This window comes from Bacillus cereus group sp. MYBKT14-1 (assembly GCF_051915185.1).
GTDB classification, from domain to species: Bacteria; Bacillota; Bacilli; order Bacillales; family Bacillaceae_G; genus Bacillus_A; species Bacillus_A cereus.
Window position 1 is genome coordinate 24,925 of the sequence record NZ_JBQAEF010000018.1, and the last position, 17,715, is coordinate 42,639.

The following is a 17,715-nucleotide window of genomic DNA, read 5'->3' on the forward strand; positions in this document are numbered from 1 at the left end:
GGATTTATTTATATTAGGAGGAATGAACAACTATGTTTAAAAGATTAGCAGTATTACTTATTGGAGCTCTATTATTATTTGGTTTATCCGCTTGTGACAGCGTTAAATCAATGACAAGTAATGTCACGGTTGGTAAGGTAATTGAAGAATTTAAAGCTGCAGGATTAGAAGCTGACAATCCTAGTGACCTACCAGAAAAAGAATTTGGAAATACTAGAAAAGAAGCAAAGCGCATTCTTGTTCCAGCATTAGGTGAAGATAGTGGTGGTAGAATATTTGAGTTTAAAAACAAAGAAGATCTTGAAAAAGCTAAGAAATACTATGACGATTTAGGTAATGGTAATCAAATGCTATTCTCTCATACTTACGCAAAAGGTAACTTCCTTATACAAATGAATGGTGATATGGAAGATGCACAATTTAACAAATATAAAGAAGTTATGGACAAAGTAATTAAGTAAGTTAAATAATCCGCTTTCATTTATATGAAAGCATGTTAGAATTATCTTTGGATTAGCGTCCAATACATATTATTAAAATTAAGATGGTTCAAGTCGCAGGAAGGCACCTTTGGGTGTCTTTTTTTTATTTATCTTCGACAGTGAAAATCATACATTACACATTTATGATGAGATTTCTAACATCACAAGCGGAACAAATGCAATTAATAGAATCGGTAAATATCTAATCACTAAAATGTATGAATTATAAAATTTAAAAGACTATAAAAATGCAAAAGTACTTATTTATTTACCTGAGTCACATAAAGATTTTGGTTTAGTATCTTACGGTTATCATGCAGAAATAGATGCTTTCGATTTCGGACTTGATATTAGTGATGTAACAAAATATCAAGCATTTATAGAACTCGCTAAAAATCATGTATAGTTCACGAAACTGTTAGAAGAAATAGCAAGAAAAAAAGACAAAAGTATTATAACTTTTGTCTTTTTATTTTAAGGTTATCCATTCGTAACTTTCCCATTCTTTAGGCTTCTTATCATACTTTAAACGGCCAGTCGTACAGAATGAAGCAATTATCCATTGAATAAAGTTCATCTTGGCATATGGATCTATACAATCTTCTAACTTCTTTAGCTGATAGCCTGTACTATTTTTCTGCCAAATTGTATATAAACGAAAATGAGTTGTCGTTACAAGTCTAGCTTTAGTTGTAACTTGCCATTTAGAAATTTTCGTTAAATCCTCTTTGACTTTTCTATCATACTCTTGTTTTATCACTTTATAAGTCTTATCTTTATTAATTAATCCATTAGAGATTGTAAAAGGCATTTGATGCACCTCATAAACTGTTCCTTCTTCATCTCCTAAAATATTTGATTCTACTAAAAACATATTTTTTAGTTTTAATTGTTCTGTTAATTCTTTCCCGCTCCGATAAAATGGCTTCTTAATCTTCTGCAACAAGATAACCTGCACAATTAATCCTATCAGTAAAGGATATGTTAATACAAACAATATATTAATAAACATGTTTAAAATAAGAACGCCTATTAGCGCAAAAATTGTAAAGTAAATATAGGTTTCTCTTTGATGAATGATTCTACTGTTCAAGCCAAGATACCTCCATTTTGATAGATAGTGAACACAATATAAATCGTCGCCCCTAGTAAAATAGAACAAGCCCCAGGAAAGCTCTGTATTAGCTTTATTTCTTTCTTAGGCAGTTTCACACCAAATATAGACGCAGCATGCTCCAATTGGTCTTTAATCGCTCCTACAAACCCTAAAATTTTAATTAATCGATAAACACTAGCAATCCAAAAGAATAGTAAATGGAAAGCTGTTAATGTAATCGCGGTAAGTATAGCCGATTCTTCTACTACATTGCTAACATATAGAGCTGCCACCACAAGCATTTTTGTATCACCGGGTGAAGAAAATTTAAATGTCTCTAACAATAAGCCACATACTAAGGCCATAGTTAGTACAATTACAATCTCTTTTCCCGTTCGTATTCCAGTAAAATACGTGATACCTAAACCTACTATTAAAAAAATGAAATGCCATATATTTTTTGTTTTTCTATACTTTAAGTCGGTAAATACATTAAGTACCATATAACTTAGAAATAATCCCATGATATACAGGCTCATTTTCTTTACTCCCCTCTTAATTTCATATAAAAATACTGTGTAAAAAAGGGAACCACTTTTAGAGTAGCCCCCTCGTTTATTTTTATATTTATTTTTTGTTCCAAGAATCAACATCTGCATTGCTTGATGCTTTTGTGAATCGAGCTAGAATTGTATCATAACCACCTTGGATTGCTTTCCATACGAACGGGCCAATTACTAATACAATAATCACCGCTAACGCGATTAACATACCGTTTTCTGATGATAATTGTGATTCTTCGTTTTTTAACCAATTCTTCATTTTTGCTAACATTACATTTTATCTCCCTTATATACAAATTTTAAAAATCTATTAAAATAAGAATTTACCTATCAAAATCTTCTCTTACTTATTCCAAGAACTTACGTCTGCATTGCTTGATGCTTTTGTGAATCGTGCCAGGATTGTATCATAACCACCTTGGATTGCCTTCCATACAAATGGGCCAATTACTAATACGATAATTACTGCCAGAGCGATTAACATACCGTTTTCTGATGATAACTGTGAATCCTCATTTTTTAACCAGTTCTTCATTTTGGATAACATATTTAAATTCCCCTTATCTATTTATTTGAGCTATACGTTACAAACATCATTAATCTAAAACCTTTATTACTTATTCCAAGAATTTACATCAGCATTATTTGATGCTTTTGTGAATCGAGCTAGAATCGTATCATAACCACCTTGGATTGCTTTCCATACAAACGGGCCAATCACTAATACGATAATGACCGCCAAGGCGATTAACATACCGTTTTCTGATGATAATTGTGATTCTTCGTTTTTTAACCAATTCTTCATTTTTGTTAACATGTGTATTACTCCTTTTCCTATTCCATTTTTAATAATGTCTTCTATAAACTTGCAAATCCTTGCATTAAAGATTGAATAACAATCACCATCGGATAAATCACAATACAACCAATAACAGCCACGTTAAATTTATTCATTTCCATTGGCTTATTTTGAATGAGACGGTTATAATTCTCATGTTTTAACTCACGCATCATTTTAATCTGTGCATCCATAATACGAAGACTCTGTACCTTGTCCGTTTTTTGCGCTTGTTGCAATGCAATCGTAAAGGTATTTACTTCTGGACTATTTAAGGCTGCTGCAAAGTTTCGAAATGGTTGATCCGATCCTGCATACATTTCTAATTCCGCAGTAAGTGTAGATACATACGGACGAAGATGTCTTCCAGCATATATTTGCGCCTTTTTTACTGCTTCTAATGTTGTATGTGTTTTTAACAACTGCAGCATAGGAATTAGATACTCTGGTAATTCGAACTTCCTAGCTTCTATCGCCTGCTTGATTCTTCTCTTTAATAGATAATCAGGATAGAAATAAAGCAGCGGTGAAACCAAAACACCCACTTTAAATAAGTAATAATCATGGAACACCGTACATATCAAGAAAACAGAGGTGAAAATGATGGGATATGCTACCTTCATTTTTAAATATTCTTCTGGTTTCGTATCCAGGCCAGCTTCTTCTAATTTTTTCTGAATCTGCTCTTTCTTTTCTTCTGTCAGATACTTATGTGATAACGACTGGAAGGGAGCGAGCATCATTTGATTTAAATTCTTCTTTTCAATTCGTTTTGCATTTTCTACATAGTTCGTAAGTAAGCTACCACTGTCTTTTTTACTTTGTAGAAAGGTAGAGAATACCCAGTACACGACAACGAATACCACTACAGCTAAAATCGTAGCCACCTTATTCCCCTCTTTCTGTTGGGTTATAATTTGCAATCTTTTCTACACGGGTTGCTAAGAAAAAGACAATGAACATATTTACCGATAACGCGATTTTCCCCATCATAGAACCTACTAAAAATCCATATGCTTCTTTTGACATCAACATAATAACAATCGGCATAGCAATGACGATTAAGCAGTTCTGTACAAAAGCACGTTGTGCTTGCGACAAACTAGAACGCAATCTTGCCAGGTATAGTTTTTGTTTTTCAAAATCTTCTGCAATATCTAGTAAGACTTGTACTGAATTTGTTCCACCTTCTCGACTGCACACTTCCAACATTTCATGGAAGAAAACCAATTCTCTAAAGTTAAACGTTTCATTGAATCCTCTAAATGCACGATGCATTGTGGTTCCACCTTCTAATAAAAGAGAAACTTTTTCTATTTCTTCTTGAATGCTTTCATGCATCATTGGTTTCACCTGAACTAACACCCGTTTTGCATTGTTACTAATTTGAAGTGCATTCGCTACAGCTTTCATATAGATAGAAAGACGATCAATGACAACCAAATAGTAACGTTTTTTTCTTCGATAGAGAAGAAACCTTGGAACTAAAAACCCAGATAAAACGGTAATCAGCGTAAAAGGATCTCTACCAAAAGAAAAATAGAATACTGCTGCAATACTCATCCCAGAAAGAATCGTATATATCCAGTACATACTCTTTGTCAATTTCCATTCGTACTTTTGAGCTTCTTGGATAACGGATTGTGGTAGATACATTCGTATCCCTTTAATATTTCTTAATTCCAAGCGCCTTTCTTCTTTCTCGTTTTCTTGTACAAATTGAGAGAGAGCAGAACCCTTAGATTTTGTAAAAAGTAAAACGAGCAATCCAACACTAATAAAGATTAAAAATATACATCCATAAGCCAATAAACTATACATACTGCACCTCCTGTTGTGAAAGGAATGGCGCATAAAGAGCTGGATTTACAGTAGAAGAACGGAATTTCTTCTCCATTTCAGCTGACATTTTTGCTGTAATGATATGATCTCCATGAATCTTTCCTACTCTCTCATTCATTTCATCGTATTCCTCACCCGACGGAATAAATTGAGAAAGCTGATTGAACTGTATATCATCTTGATAATCCAACAATTCAATCATCTCTGTAATATAACGATTTCCATCATCTTTCTTTTCCAAAAAGACAATTACATCAAATGTCTGTGAAATCAATTCATATAAATACTGGGCATCAATATTCGCACCACTTTGCAGACACATAAGCATTAAACGCCTAACTGCTTCTTTTGCACTTCTTGCATGGACAGAGGTGAAACCAGGATGTCCTGTTTGGAAAAAGTTAATCATTTTTAACGCTTCTTTCCCCCTCGATTCCCCTACAATTAATCGCTTTGGCCCTTGACGTAAAGCATTTGTTAACAATCTATCAAAGTCGATTGCATTTTCTTCTACTTCCGATGCCCTACACTGCATCGGAACAAAATGATGTTCTGGAAAAATGCGATGCAAATATAATTCAGGGTTATCTTCTACTACAAGAGTACGTTCTTTTTTCTTTCCTTTCGGAATGTGAGAAGCAAGATATTTCATAAACTCTGATTTCCCTGTACCCGTGGCTCCAGCAACTAAAATATTCATTTTGGCTTTCACAGCTGCAGCCAAAAAGTTCAACATTTCTTTCGATGCTTGATTGGTAGATAACATACGCTCTTCAGAAGCACGAAGGTGATCCGCATTCTTACGAATCGTTATCGTTGTTCCGAGTCCCCCAAGTTCATCTAACGCAATATTGATACGTATATACGGAAATACGCAGTCCACATATGGCTTTGCTGTATTCAATGACTCTGATGTACTGTTTACCATCTTATAAGCTAGAGCTTTCACTTCTTCTTCCGTCTCAAATCGGTAAGGAAATGTACATTCTCCCTCTCCAATTTTTTCGTAAATAATTTCTTTTGTGCCATTGATATAAATATCGGTTACATCCTTATCTTCTTTTAAAGGTTCTATAATCCCAAATCCAACAATTTCGTCACACACCATATTTAGTAACTGTTCAGAAGGTACATCTGAAACAACGACTTGATTGCTTAGTAAAAAGCTTTTAATAATTTGCTCCACAGCTGTTCTCTTCTCTTTATTCATAAAGGATTCACTTAAGATATCACGATGTTCCTTTACTAAAAATGCACGAATTTCATCTGTAATATCTTTAATTTGTTGAGCTGTAGTTGTTCCTAACTTTCGAGCTGATTTGGAACGAATCATATAACCAAAGTGATATAAATCCACTCGATTTCGCTTTAAGGCAACTTGTTTTTCCTGTAAATAGCCCCACATATTACATGCCTCCTTTTTAATTTCGTAAACCAAAGAGACCCTTTTTCATAGAGGATTGCTGGGATGGAATATTAAGACCAGCTGCTTCCATAATGTGATGGACCTTAGCATTAATTTGCGGGGAACCAAATTGCATCCCCCATTCATAACTCGTACGATCTCTGTCATACGGAATTGTCACCGTAATCTTTTGGGAAGAAAGCTTTTCAATATCTTCTACATAGTCCTCATCTCCCATATTTAAAACATGAATCATACAAGGCAATGTTAGCTTTGCTTCTTCTATTAGTTGTAATTCTCTTTTAATTGCTAGCGCACCACGAGGGTTGCCATTTAGCACATGAACAACAAGGTCTGATTTGTATAGGATTGGATAACTCAGTATCTCGGATAATTCAGTTGGTACCGCTAGAATGATGTAGTCATATTCTGTTTCTACAAGTGATTCGATAAATGTCGTTACAAACAATTCTTTGTTTTGAATCTCAGGGAATTGAGCTAAACTATAACCTGATGGAAATACCAGAAAATCCATTTTATCGTGCAATTTTTGCATCAGCCTTGGATTCACTTTCTTCTCTAGTAAATCTTGCTTGGTACAAATATACTGCAAGAGATTGTATTCATTTTCTTTTCTTACAAGCCCTAGCATGTTTTTACTCTCATGGCTAAGACCTGTTCCAACCGCGAAGTTTGGTCTTACTTGATCCGCTTCTACATAAAGCACCTTTTTCCCTAAATGAGCTAGCTCATTTGCCATCGCAATACTTAACGTACTTTTCCCTACGTTTTCGTTTGTCGCATAAAAGGCAACCATTCTTACTTGCCGCTCCATCTTAATAGCCCCTTTCTTATTTGGATTCGTTCAGATATTGTGCAACATATTCTTTTACATTTTTAGATATGGGATTGGTTGAATGCTTCTCTACATAGTCTAAAATGTTCTTTTGATCCGATATTTGCGAGAATCCTTCAGCTGGTTCTAGTTCTTTCCCTGTTTGTTCTACTTTTTGTCCGACTGCAACAGGAATTACATCTCCAAGCGTTTTTGCACGATTTAAATATTGAAGCTGTTCAGGTGAAACAGCCAGTGTATATAATCGCGTTACCTTTGGCTTTTGTTTTCCTTCTTGTTCCTCTTTTGATTCTTTCTTTTCTAGCACGAAGGCATCTTCTGTATTGCTATCTTTTGCAGCAGTCACACGTACACGTTGGAAAAGACCTCCGAATACAACCTTCTCATTGTCTCCTTCTTTTACAACCTGTTTGAAATACAAGTCCACATACGTGTTCGGAATAATACTATTGCCTGAACTTGTTTCCAAATCAACGAGTAACGGAAAGGCAACTTCTCCATCTTTCAAATTTAAAATGGCAGAGTCCGGTAACTCTCCTTTCCTTACTACTTTGTTTTTAAAGAGATAGCTATTCTCTGTAATGGGCTGCCCATCATTTGTCCACTTACCTACAACTTCTTTTTTATTTGCACGTAATGCATTGGGGGGAATCGCATCACCAGGTAATGTTCGTTCCACTAGCATGTCTTCTTTAATCTCAGTATGCGCAGGTATATCCTTTGCGGCTACAACAATCTTTGTTGGTTTCACTGCATTTTCGACTGCGAAATGATTGTACCCATAGATACCCGCTACTGTTGCAGCAGCTAAACCTACAGCAGCAATCTGCTTCTTTTGAAACTTAGATGGCTTCAATGTTTGTATTCCTCCTTATGTAGCCTTTAAACGCAAAAAAGGACACACCTATGGCATAATGCGCCTTAGGTGTGTCCTTTTAGCTAATCTAAAGTCTATATGAAAATGTTGGATTTAGTTTCTTTAATATTACAATTTCAATATTAAGATATATAAAGTTTTATGTCAATCATTTCTAAAAAATTATTTTTTTTACCATTCTAAAGCTCTAATTCTAAAAATAAAAAAAGCCTCAAAACGTTGTCATATGAATGTTTTCAAGCCATTAATCACCTCATAAATATGGTGAAATTAGTCTAACTTAACTGAATAATTCAGGGTGGTCGGTTGCTATCCTTTCTCTTACATTTTATGGAGAAAGGAGGTGATCGAATGGACATACTTTTCACAATAGCAATTGAAATTCTGAAAGTAATTGCTAGAGAAGTCGCTGTATTTTTTGCAAAACGAGTAGGTAAATACCTATCAACGTCTTGGAAGCAAATACAAAAAAAGCGACGAAAAACGAAAAGAACCACCCACAATGCCGGCAAGCGTTTGAAGGGTGATTCTAAGAAAAAATAAACTCTTTTTTAGCAACCATCCACCTTGCGGTAGCAGTTACATAAGGCGAAGTGTTACCAGCACTTCGTCTTCTTTAGTTTATGCAAAAACTATTGTTATAATACTTCTACACATATTATAACATCAACTATAGTACATGTCATGCAGATTTGTTCACGATAGTTGGTAAAAGAGACCAAATTATTATCAAAACGAAATCAATTTTGTTCCTGTCTCAAAATACTTTGCTGGAGCATAACTCTTCCCATTCCGATCCTGAAATTCGCTTCCAATGTATAGCGATACAATCATTGCGATACCCCCCATAATAATTACACGTCTAACACGTTGTTTTTTCTTTTTATCCACTCTAATTTCCCCTTTCTATGAAAAAAAGGCACATCCCATTAAGGGATGTGCCTTTGGTTTATCCATTCAGCTACTAGTTTATGATGGATATATTATTGTGTCGATTCATCAAATTATACTATATTTTATTTTTATTTCCCAGTCCTCATGTAATACCAATCAGTCAGTTTATGAAGTAGTTCTTCTTTCCCTACCCAGTTCCATCCTACTCCACTTCCTCCAGGGAATGGATCATCAGGAAATACTCTTCTTTTTATGAAATCATCGTACGCAACACCCTTAATCTCTACTTGCTCAGTTAAACATAAACTCATTTCATTGATACCTGCTGGAGCTGTTTCTACATTAAAAGTGTATACACCATCTTTTGTCTTCAGTGGTGAATACCATTTTTGGCCACCATCAATGATTTTCTCTTGTCCATCCCAATATAAAGACTTAGTTGGTCTTTTACTATCAAAAACATGTCCTGTTGCTTCAGATAAATAAATATTTTTAGGTAGGAATTTTGCTGTATTATCTTTAAGTTCTTTCTTCTCTAAATCTTGAGTAGACTTTAATCCTTCGTCTGCAAATGGGTATTGTGCCTTAGCAGCAGTAAATACACCAGGGTAATTTGCATTCCAATCATTTTTGTACTTACCGTTTACTTCATACGAAAATCCATAACCAGAATGTAGCTTAGAAGGAGCTAAATTATCAATACTTCCTGTCAAAGTTTCATAATACATTTCCCCAATTATATCTTCTTTTGATACACGTTCACTTACTGTTTCTACTACACCTTTTACACTCGTTACACCACACATTGCCTTTTCTTTTGAAGGCTCATAGATTGCTGTTTTAATAGGATTATTGTTGTACGTAGTTTCCTCGATGTCTATACGGTTACCAGCAGGGTTAATTTCCGCTTGAATTGTTCCTTTACCTTTATGTTGCCAGTCAAGGTTCAGGGTTTTCTTTTCTCCCTCAGTTAATCTTACCTTTTGTAAAGCTACTTGTTGTCCGTTATGTTTTAACACAACTACTGTTTCAGGATTCGTATATTTTTCTTCTAATACATCTAACTTTTTAATTTTATTCTTCTCTTTTTCTAACTTCTGTCTTGCATTATCTAGCTTACTTGCCGCACTATCTAGTCTATTTTCTTCCCAAGAGCAGTCTCTATCAATGTAGTGATCCTTTCCCTCGGCATCTACTTCATGAATTGGATTACGGCGACAATAACTTAGACTAGATTGAGCACTATCTCTTTCCGATTCAGAGCTATTTACTTCTTGTTGAGAGTTATTAATATTGTTGTTTACCTTTTCTCTATATTGGTCACGTTCTGGTTTAAAATTGTCACGTGATACATCTACTCTTGTTTTAATATTCTTTCCTTCTCTTGCTGTTTCTCCTTCGATTCTGTCACTAGAAAAATCAATTTTATATTTAAAGTCTTCTTCATCGCCTGGATCTGGATTAGGTGTTACTTCAGTACCACAGTTATCATCTATAGTGAAATCAACAGTTTTCTCGTTTGATTCCCTCTGAACAGCATCAAGAACTTTAATTTTCGCAGTATATCGGCCACACATTTGTGGCTGCCAATTTAATTCTTCTGACTTAAATTGCCCTGCATCACCTTCATTTGGTTTTTGATTATCTTTTTGTGGATTTGAACGTAAATAATTTTCTTGATGATGCACAGTTTCGCCATCTTTTGTAATATCTAACAGCCATTTAACTCGGTTCCGTTCTCCAGCAGCTGATTGATATGGATTTACTGTTGTCCCATTCGGATCTCTATCGTTATATCCTTTTCCCTTGCTGACATATTCAAAACCGTTAAACGCAAATTTCACAGGTACATCTTTTTGCCCACTAGACGCTTTAAAATCTTTTAGTTCAGGCTTACTAGTTCGTACATACCATAAGCTATAATTATTAACCTCACTTACTCCACCAGCTCCCGCATATCCACCAGAAAGATATGCAATATCACGAATCCAATAGAATAACCCATATCTTGAACCTTTTGTATTTACAATTTGATGTGATTTTAAATTTTCTAAAACAAACTCTGAATTCCCCCAGTATTTATTAGCGATAACCGCCGAATCAATCCGTTCTTTCTCAGTTATCATCCTATCCCCAACAGTAACCGATGGATTGATATAACCTTCATTAGAAATTCGTACATACGGTTCACTTGAATCGGCATTTTGAACTAAATTTTCCCATGGATTCTCCCAATTAAAAGCCCCATTATATACAGCTGGATAATGCAAATCAGATAAATACATTAAGCGCTTAGCTTCATATCCCTTTCCTGGACGTAAGTATTTCCCCTCCATTTGCAATTGCCCAGATAAAAGATAAGTATCCTCTTTCCCATCGAAGAAGGGAATATCATTATTCTTAGCATCTACCGAAATAGGGAGTGTCAACAGTAGTGATGTACAAGCAAAGAGTATTTTCTTTTTTATTTTCATGAATATTCCTCCTGAATATAAAAAAGGACACACCCGTACCATTGGCTGGTACGTAAGGTGTGTCCTTTACGTAATTTTAAAATCCGTATATTAAACTATATATTGATTCTAGCGAATTTTATTTCTCTTTACAATTACTTTATTTACTTTCTACTTGAATATACATCATTTTATCAGCAGTTGAATGCCCAATACGAACTTTATGGTTTTGAGTAGTGTAATTATTAATCACTTGAGCATCTACTGTCTCTTGGATTTCTTTATCTAAATTTAATTCAGGATTTATGAAAGTAACCCATTTCTTAGTTAATTCAACTGTTGCTTTATTATTATATAAGAAGACGATTTCAAAATTATTTTTATCTGTTGGATCAACATAGAATTGTGCTCCAATTGAACCTGCTGGTAAATACATATCTTTATCAATAAGTTTAACGTATACTCCAACATCGCTATACTTTAAATTAGTATTATATTTTTGATTGATAGAGCTAACAATATCTTGTCCCTCTTTGGTTACTAGTTTTTGAACAGTAACGTTATTGTTAAAAGCTTCTTGATTAAATTCCATATCATTAGTTGCTAAATTTTCATTTAACCCTACTGGCAATTTAATTTCTGGTTTTTCTTCAGGTTTTGTTTCAGGCTTTGGATCTGGCTTCACTTCTGGTTTTTCCTCTGGTTTTGTTTCAGGTTTTGGATCTGGTTTCACTTCTGGTTTTTCTTCTGGTTTCGTTTCAGGTTTTGGATCTGGCTTCACTTCTGGTTTTTCTTCTGGTTTCGTTTCGGGTTTTGGATCTGGCTTCACTTCTGGTTTTTCTTCTGGTTTCGTTTCAGGTTTTGGATCTGGTTTCACTTCTGGTTTTGTTTCTTTTTCAACTGCATTAATAGAGTTATATAAGAACTGACTATACGCTTCACGTGTTACAAACATTTTTGGAGAATACATATTATCTCCTGTACCAATTGTAACCCCATTTTCCTCTAATGCACTAATTGCACCGTAAGACCAAGAATTTTTATCAACATCTGCAAATTTTGTTGTTTTCGTTGCCTTAAATTTAAAAGCATTTGTAAGCACTTGTGCCATTTGTTCACGAGTTAAAATATCATCTGGACCATACTTCCCATCACCAAAGCCATTTACAAGTCCTGCTTTAGCAAGTGCTAAGATTTCTTTTTCAAACAAATGTCCTTTAATATCAGTAAATGGATTTTTGAAGCTAGCATCTGCATCTGCTGGTTTTACGTACATATAAATCATACGAGCAACTTGCCCACGAGTTACATTGTCACCAAAGCCAAAGATATTATTTCCGTACCCTTGCACTACTTTACGATTTGTTAAATCATAAATTGCTTTTGTAGACCAGTGATTTGCTGGAACATCATTGAATTTTAATGAGTCTGTGTTATCAGCCTTAGCAGTAAATGCTCCTGCTCCTAGTAATGATGTACCCATAATTGTTAATGCTGTTGCTGTTTTTAAAAATTTGTTTGCCATTGTTTGTTCCTCCAAATATATTAGTTTTTTCATAGATTCCTTTATTGTACCTAATTTAAACATAAAATCCAGATAATTTAACATATAAATTTATTAATTAACTTTTTTATAACCGCTTTTCCGTATGGGAAATATTACCATATAGAAATAGGCTTGTAAAGTATTTTTATATATTTATTTATAAATATATTTTTCTAGCAAAAAAACTATACTTTTCAGCATAGCCTTTTATAGTACAAGTCTTAAAATTTTCATTATTTAAAATACACTTGTCCCAATCCATCTTTACTCGCCCATATCGGAGCCTTTATGCCATCTACACCAATCAACTTAAATATTAAGAAATGGTGTTCTGCTTTCACCTTAAAAGAAAGAGGTTGACTATGATCAATGCGTCCCTTTGTATACTCATACTTCCAGCCAGCCATCTTTTCTTCTTTCATTCTTTTCTCTATCCCAGGGACTAAATCAACCCTTTTTCCATTGTAATCATATTGAAATCCACCCTTATTCTCTGCGATTTCAACCATATCAGAAGCAAAGTTATGTGCTTTCACTAACTGTATTCCATACAAAACACCTTCGGGTAAAAGGCTGATTAATAATAAAGAAAGTGTAAGGAATAGAGCTGTAGTTACTGTATTTTGCATTCTTAATGCACCTACTCTTTTTCTTTATTTTACGTTTCCACCTAATTGTTTTTCTTTTGCATTTGCATCGTAAATAATAATACTTCTTGCTTTACTCTTTATTGTTTCTTTTTTTTCATCAAATTGCTTAAAGTAACTAGCAGCTTCTGCATCACCTTCGACAGCAATCATTGCCGGTTTCTCCTGTACATCATGGACAGTAAAGTTACGTTTTGAAGCAGGATCTTTAAAATCCGCATTACCGTTATACGCTTTTTCAAACTCTTTTTTCGCTTTTTCTGGATCAATAGCTATTTCTTCTTCTGCACGCAGAGTACCTACTTTTACAGACTTAGCCACAGCTATCTCGCCTCCCCTTTCTAAAGACGATTTATTATCAGTATGGGTTGTATCTCCAATTACCATATCAGTTACAAAGAATAGACAACCTACAAATAACAGCAACATACTTGCTGCAATAATAAACTTTTGCATTCCTTTTCACACTCCCTTAACTTTCTGACTTTCGAAATCGAAATCCACTTAAAATGGAACTTTTCTTTTGGTTCAACAATTGGTTTGGTAGCAATAACTCTGCTATTTCCTTCATTATTCCTTCTAACTCTTTATGATAGTTCCGACTAGATAGTAACGTACTACTATTTAATTGAGATTCAAATACATCTTCTATCTCATATGGCAGTAAAGCAGTTAATACCTTATCTCCAAAACATTCTTCTACTACTTCATGCTTTAAAAGTGCAGGAGAAAACTTATTCCCAATGATTCTCGTTTTCTCTAAATCTAAGTAAGAAACGAGCTTTCTCTCTTTTGGTGTAAGAGGATGCGCTATCTTTAGCAATTGATGCAGATCTGGTTCCGCTACAAAGAATATGTAATCTGCCATTTCACATATCTCATGGTATAAATCCTTATCCCAATCGCTCCCTGCATCAATAATAGATATAGGTGCTTCTTGGTTGGCCAATAAAACTTTAATAAAATGGTCAAAGTCCTGCTCTGTTTCGTTTTTCAGCTCTTGGTCCACTATAGGATTCTTTACGATATAATTTATTCTTCCTTGCTTCCATTTTGGAATTGATAATATATCAGATTCCTTCTGTAGCATCTCTTTATATCGCTGCAACATAAATTCACTACGATAGTTTTCTGGTGCTTCTGTATATCCCTTTAATAACGGATACGTATAACCATCATCATATAAATTCTCTATATAATTCACATCAATCTGTAGTTCATTTAAATAAGCAGCTAAAAGATGCGAAACAAAAGTAGCACCACTTCTTCTGTTCATACTGGCTACAACTATTGTTCTTCTTGGAATGGCAATACCAATTTGTTTCTCATATACCGGCTCAAAAGCCAATTTATACTGTTTTTTTATAATTGGTGCTTTGGGCGTTTCCTGCTGGATAGACTTACTCTTTGGTTTGTTTTTAAATAATTTAGATTTAGAGGGAAGTTTACTGTTGCTATCTTCCTTTAATTCACTTGATACTTCCTCTTCTTCCTCATCAACAAGAACTTCGGGCAATTTCGTATGTTGCGGTGCCTGAGTTGCTCCTACAATTTCCACTATATTTTTAATATCCGATTCCTGTAGCAGCTGCGGTATGACTTTATTATCAATATCAATTTTACGAGAGTTAAAAATGTCATAGATACCTAAATAAATCAGTTTCGCTAAAAATTCATCGTCATTTTCACGCTCTGTAAATACTACAATGCGAATATCCCGATGAAAGCGAATGTCTCTTAACTTCTGTAAAATAATTAATTCTCGCTTATCTTCGTGTCCCGCATCAATATTTAATCTTTTGTCATTAATACATAAAATATCAGGTTGCTCCGTATCTAGAATTTCATCTAAATACTTGATGTGCATGACATCACTATCAGCTACTTCAAATCCTGCACCAACAAAATCCTCACGTAAATATGCCGTATACACAGTATCGCTAATAGCTAATACAATCTTTTTCATTATAAAAAACTCCTCTTTGATAGAAAATCGCTTTAAAGTAATAGCATGTTTTCAAAAGGCACATTAGTTGCATTTTGTATTTTTGTTAATAGTTCGGTGAGAAGCGCTTCTATTTCAAATCCATCCAAATTACATGGCATATTATCAATAAGGTTATATTTGACTCTAACCTCTAAACGATCTTCGATTTCTTCTAACGGTACCTCACTAAATAAACTTTGTTCATATATAAATCCATCCCGAAGATTTTTTTGTATTTCTGTCTTATCTTTATAAACAATAGTTACTTGTGCTAATTCAATAAAAGGATTATCTAAAGTTAATTTCGTATTCCAGTTTAAACTCCAAATTTCACAGAGGCCGTCTGCATGCACGACATTAGCAGCTACAGATGGAGTAATTGTAAATAAACGATCTACTGGAACATTTGTAAAAGTAGTTGTTTTTCCTTCTACTACTTTCAGTCCTCTTTCCTCACGTTCATGCTCAAGTGAAATTTCCGCACCAAACAATGCAATTTCACAAAATACTTGCTCCATTATGGGTTTAATGCCTTCATAAGTTCGAACAGCAAATACACTAAATTCTTGTGTTTCATCCGTTCGAACTAATTCATAAATGCTAAATTCCGCTGCATTTACAATTGCAAAAGGAATATCTTGTACAAAATTAGGATTTGTAAATAGAGAATCCGGGATCACTGTCTCTGGATGTTTGAAAAACTCTAAACCAAGCTGATATCCTTTTAGAAATGCATTCTTAGCAGCAGCTGGGAATAATGTTTCAAACCTTTTGAGACTGCTTTTAAATTGCTTCTCTTCGACCTCGTTATTAAATTCTCTATCTTGTAAAATGTTTACACGATCAGCAAGCAGTAAAAAATAGTAGTTAATAAGAGAATTAATTCTCTCCTCAAAAACTTGATTATCTTTACAATATTTATCAAATCTTCTTTTGCTTTCACTAATAATTTCATTCATTCTTTAATACTCTCCTTATCATTTTCTAGTTATTAAATAAAAAAAAGACACACCAATGGCAGGTATATGCCCTCGGTGTGTCCGTTTAGCAAGAATTGAATATCTCTCGATTCATATATTAATTTTAAACAATGAAACTTATGTATAAGATTATCTCTATAAAATCTAAATGTCAATACTACTTCGCAATTATTAATTAAACTCACAAAAATAATGCTTCTAATTGATTAACCTTTTTCTTTTTTTGCATATGTCATTTAACCACCTAATTCAGGTAACACTATTAGTATATCTAAGTACAGGATTTTCATACCAAAATTTCGATTTATATTTACAACTAAATTTCAAAAGTAAAAAACATTCATTTGATATATTCCTTGCCTTAGAGAACTTTAGATATAAAACAATCTTTATAGTACTCATAACATAACTAACAGCAAACAACTAATACATATTAATGTTATGTAAACAATCAAGCGGTATAAACACGTTCATTGATATTAACACATCAACTGACATTGATATGAAATCCTATATTGAGAGATAAATATAAGTTAAACTAACCCAGCCAGTTCATACCTAAACCAACTTACTAATTACATATTTCGCAAACAAAAATTATAAAATAGCTTTTGGATTCCTATTTTAGTTATTAGACAAAAAGGAATGCTAATGATGAATATATATCCATAACATGTTTTTCTTGTATGAATTAAAATGACTTTTAGTTTACGCATGCTTAAAATTGAATGACGCACAAAATCATTTCTATTATAGCTAAATTTCAAAACCATTTCTTTCACTCAAATACTATAAAAACTACAATCTATAATTATAGATTGTAAAGATATTATCTGTACTTTTTTATCATAAAAAAACTCATACTTATAGTATGCCCAACTAAATAAGTCATATACCTGAACATTACAACTGCTATTTATAACTAAATTTCAAATATGCTACACCATTCTTTTTATAAATCTCCTTGATCAAGAAGGTTTCAAAGAAAATCTATCTCTATTTAATTTATTAACACAAGAAGTACATAACCCAGATATGTTAATGTCATATAAACAATTATCCGATACTAATACTCCTGATTGAAATTGACATATCAATTAACATTGATATGAAACGGAATAAAAATGTGTAGATGTTAATTTCATATCGATATTTTACATATTATATAAATCCGATGGTACTCAGATGTGAATTAACGTAAAACCATTTGATAAATCTATATTTATTATTATTAGTTAATAGGATGTAA

General features: G+C 33.6%; 19 protein-coding genes. 2 read left to right on the plus strand and 17 right to left on the minus strand.

The window, feature by feature from the left end:
• Window positions 1–32 precede the first annotated feature (32 nt).
• On the plus strand, window positions 33–461 hold the full coding sequence (locus ACTFO4_RS26140; protein WP_000476458.1) for a hypothetical protein: 429 nt from the start codon (window positions 33–35) through the stop codon (window positions 459–461).
• Window positions 462–951: 490 nt separating this feature from the next.
• On the opposite strand, the gene ACTFO4_RS26145 is transcribed toward ACTFO4_RS26140, so the two are convergent.
• The 10 genes from ACTFO4_RS26145 to cpaB form a co-directional block, all read right to left on the minus strand.
• Entirely contained in the window at window positions 952–1,575 is a 624-nt protein-coding gene (locus tag ACTFO4_RS26145; RefSeq protein ID WP_001088465.1) for a hypothetical protein, read from the minus strand.
• Window positions 1,572–2,117, minus strand: coding sequence for a hypothetical protein (locus tag ACTFO4_RS26150; RefSeq protein WP_000061105.1), 546 nt, complete (start codon window positions 2,115–2,117; stop codon window positions 1,572–1,574). Before ACTFO4_RS26150 ends, ACTFO4_RS26145 begins: the two co-directional genes overlap by 4 nt.
• An 88-nt stretch (window positions 2,118–2,205) precedes the next feature.
• Window positions 2,206–2,412: a hypothetical protein gene (locus ACTFO4_RS26155; RefSeq protein ID WP_000879958.1), complete on the minus strand. Its 207-nt coding sequence runs from the start codon at window positions 2,410–2,412 to the stop codon at window positions 2,206–2,208.
• Between the two features lie 72 nt (window positions 2,413–2,484).
• Complete coding sequence (locus ACTFO4_RS26160) at window positions 2,485–2,688, minus strand: hypothetical protein (RefSeq protein ID WP_000949460.1); 204 nt, start codon at window positions 2,686–2,688, stop codon at window positions 2,485–2,487.
• 66 nt (window positions 2,689–2,754) lie between these two features.
• Entirely contained in the window at window positions 2,755–2,958 is a 204-nt protein-coding gene (locus tag ACTFO4_RS26165) for a hypothetical protein (RefSeq protein WP_000956361.1), read from the minus strand.
• 41 nt (window positions 2,959–2,999) lie between these two features.
• A complete protein-coding gene (locus ACTFO4_RS26170) occupies window positions 3,000–3,866 on the minus strand; it encodes a hypothetical protein (RefSeq protein WP_000201171.1) in 867 nt (288 codons plus the stop codon).
• A gap of 1 nt (window position 3,867) precedes the next feature.
• Complete coding sequence (locus tag ACTFO4_RS26175; RefSeq protein ID WP_440014177.1) at window positions 3,868–4,800, minus strand: type II secretion system F family protein; 933 nt, start codon at window positions 4,798–4,800, stop codon at window positions 3,868–3,870.
• The gene (locus ACTFO4_RS26180) at window positions 4,793–6,226 is read right to left on the minus strand and encodes a CpaF family protein (RefSeq protein ID WP_440014179.1); all 1,434 of its coding nucleotides are present in this window, start codon (window positions 6,224–6,226) and stop codon (window positions 4,793–4,795) included. The genes ACTFO4_RS26175 and ACTFO4_RS26180 overlap by 8 nt, the downstream gene beginning before the upstream one ends.
• A 16-nt stretch (window positions 6,227–6,242) precedes the next feature.
• Window positions 6,243–7,061: an AAA family ATPase gene (locus ACTFO4_RS26185; RefSeq protein ID WP_000442128.1), complete on the minus strand. Its 819-nt coding sequence runs from the start codon at window positions 7,059–7,061 to the stop codon at window positions 6,243–6,245.
• A gap of 16 nt (window positions 7,062–7,077) precedes the next feature.
• On the minus strand, window positions 7,078–7,938 hold the full coding sequence (gene cpaB / locus ACTFO4_RS26190) for a Flp pilus assembly protein CpaB (RefSeq protein ID WP_000804777.1): 861 nt from the start codon (window positions 7,936–7,938) through the stop codon (window positions 7,078–7,080).
• A gap of 372 nt (window positions 7,939–8,310) precedes the next feature.
• Between cpaB and ACTFO4_RS26195 the strand changes: the two genes are divergently transcribed.
• Window positions 8,311–8,502 (plus strand): hypothetical protein, encoded by a 192-nt coding sequence (locus ACTFO4_RS26195; RefSeq protein WP_000353181.1) that lies wholly within the window; start codon window positions 8,311–8,313, stop codon window positions 8,500–8,502.
• Window positions 8,503–8,688: 186 nt separating this feature from the next.
• Here ACTFO4_RS26195 and ACTFO4_RS26200 read toward each other — a convergent pair whose 3' ends face one another.
• The 7 genes from ACTFO4_RS26200 to ACTFO4_RS26230 all read right to left on the minus strand — a co-directional run bounded on the left by ACTFO4_RS26200 (window position 8,689) and on the right by ACTFO4_RS26230 (window position 16,445).
• Window positions 8,689–8,850, minus strand: a complete 162-nt coding sequence (locus tag ACTFO4_RS26200) for a hypothetical protein (protein ID WP_000358427.1) — start codon at window positions 8,848–8,850, stop codon at window positions 8,689–8,691.
• Between the two features lie 131 nt (window positions 8,851–8,981).
• Window positions 8,982–11,327, minus strand: coding sequence for a hypothetical protein (locus ACTFO4_RS26205; RefSeq protein WP_440014181.1), 2,346 nt, complete (start codon window positions 11,325–11,327; stop codon window positions 8,982–8,984).
• A gap of 139 nt (window positions 11,328–11,466) precedes the next feature.
• Window positions 11,467–12,894 (minus strand): S-layer homology domain-containing protein, encoded by a 1,428-nt coding sequence (locus ACTFO4_RS26210; RefSeq protein ID WP_440014182.1) that lies wholly within the window; start codon window positions 12,892–12,894, stop codon window positions 11,467–11,469.
• Between the two features lie 191 nt (window positions 12,895–13,085).
• Window positions 13,086–13,481, minus strand: coding sequence for a DUF4320 family protein (locus ACTFO4_RS26215; protein WP_440014183.1), 396 nt, complete (start codon window positions 13,479–13,481; stop codon window positions 13,086–13,088).
• 24 nt (window positions 13,482–13,505) lie between these two features.
• A complete protein-coding gene (locus tag ACTFO4_RS26220) occupies window positions 13,506–13,955 on the minus strand; it encodes a hypothetical protein (protein WP_050822523.1) in 450 nt (149 codons plus the stop codon).
• A 16-nt stretch (window positions 13,956–13,971) separates the two neighbouring features.
• A complete protein-coding gene (locus ACTFO4_RS26225; protein WP_440014186.1) occupies window positions 13,972–15,465 on the minus strand; it encodes a hypothetical protein in 1,494 nt (497 codons plus the stop codon).
• Between the two features lie 32 nt (window positions 15,466–15,497).
• Window positions 15,498–16,445: a hypothetical protein gene (locus tag ACTFO4_RS26230; RefSeq protein ID WP_440014187.1), complete on the minus strand. Its 948-nt coding sequence runs from the start codon at window positions 16,443–16,445 to the stop codon at window positions 15,498–15,500.
• Window positions 16,446–17,715 lie beyond the last annotated feature (1,270 nt).

Excerpts from the sequence above, each read along its gene's own strand:
- ACTFO4_RS26140 (WP_000476458.1), top strand. The coding sequence starts at position 33 with ATGTTTAAAAGATTAGCAGTATTACTTATTGGAGCTCTATTATTATTT.
- ACTFO4_RS26150 (WP_000061105.1), bottom strand. The coding sequence starts at position 2,117 with ATGAGCCTGTATATCATGGGATTATTTCTAAGTTATATGGTACTTAAT.
- ACTFO4_RS26155 (WP_000879958.1), bottom strand. The coding sequence starts at position 2,412 with ATGTTAGCAAAAATGAAGAATTGGTTAAAAAACGAAGAATCACAATTA.
- ACTFO4_RS26160 (WP_000949460.1), bottom strand. The coding sequence starts at position 2,688 with ATGTTATCCAAAATGAAGAACTGGTTAAAAAATGAGGATTCACAGTTA.
- ACTFO4_RS26165 (WP_000956361.1), bottom strand. The coding sequence starts at position 2,958 with ATGTTAACAAAAATGAAGAATTGGTTAAAAAACGAAGAATCACAATTA.
- ACTFO4_RS26175 (WP_440014177.1), bottom strand. The coding sequence starts at position 4,800 with ATGTATAGTTTATTGGCTTATGGATGTATATTTTTAATCTTTATTAGT.
- ACTFO4_RS26180 (WP_440014179.1), bottom strand. The coding sequence starts at position 6,226 with ATGTGGGGCTATTTACAGGAAAAACAAGTTGCCTTAAAGCGAAATCGA.
- ACTFO4_RS26185 (WP_000442128.1), bottom strand. The coding sequence starts at position 7,061 with ATGGAGCGGCAAGTAAGAATGGTTGCCTTTTATGCGACAAACGAAAAC.
- ACTFO4_RS26195 (WP_000353181.1), top strand. The coding sequence starts at position 8,311 with ATGGACATACTTTTCACAATAGCAATTGAAATTCTGAAAGTAATTGCT.
- ACTFO4_RS26205 (WP_440014181.1), bottom strand. The coding sequence starts at position 11,327 with ATGAAAATAAAAAAGAAAATACTCTTTGCTTGTACATCACTACTGTTG.
- ACTFO4_RS26210 (WP_440014182.1), bottom strand. The coding sequence starts at position 12,894 with ATGTTTAAATTAGGTACAATAAAGGAATCTATGAAAAAACTAATATAT.
- ACTFO4_RS26215 (WP_440014183.1), bottom strand. The coding sequence starts at position 13,481 with ATGCAAAATACAGTAACTACAGCTCTATTCCTTACACTTTCTTTATTA.
- ACTFO4_RS26220 (WP_050822523.1), bottom strand. The coding sequence starts at position 13,955 with ATGCAAAAGTTTATTATTGCAGCAAGTATGTTGCTGTTATTTGTAGGT.
- ACTFO4_RS26225 (WP_440014186.1), bottom strand. The coding sequence starts at position 15,465 with ATGAAAAAGATTGTATTAGCTATTAGCGATACTGTGTATACGGCATAT.
- ACTFO4_RS26230 (WP_440014187.1), bottom strand. The coding sequence starts at position 16,445 with ATGAATGAAATTATTAGTGAAAGCAAAAGAAGATTTGATAAATATTGT.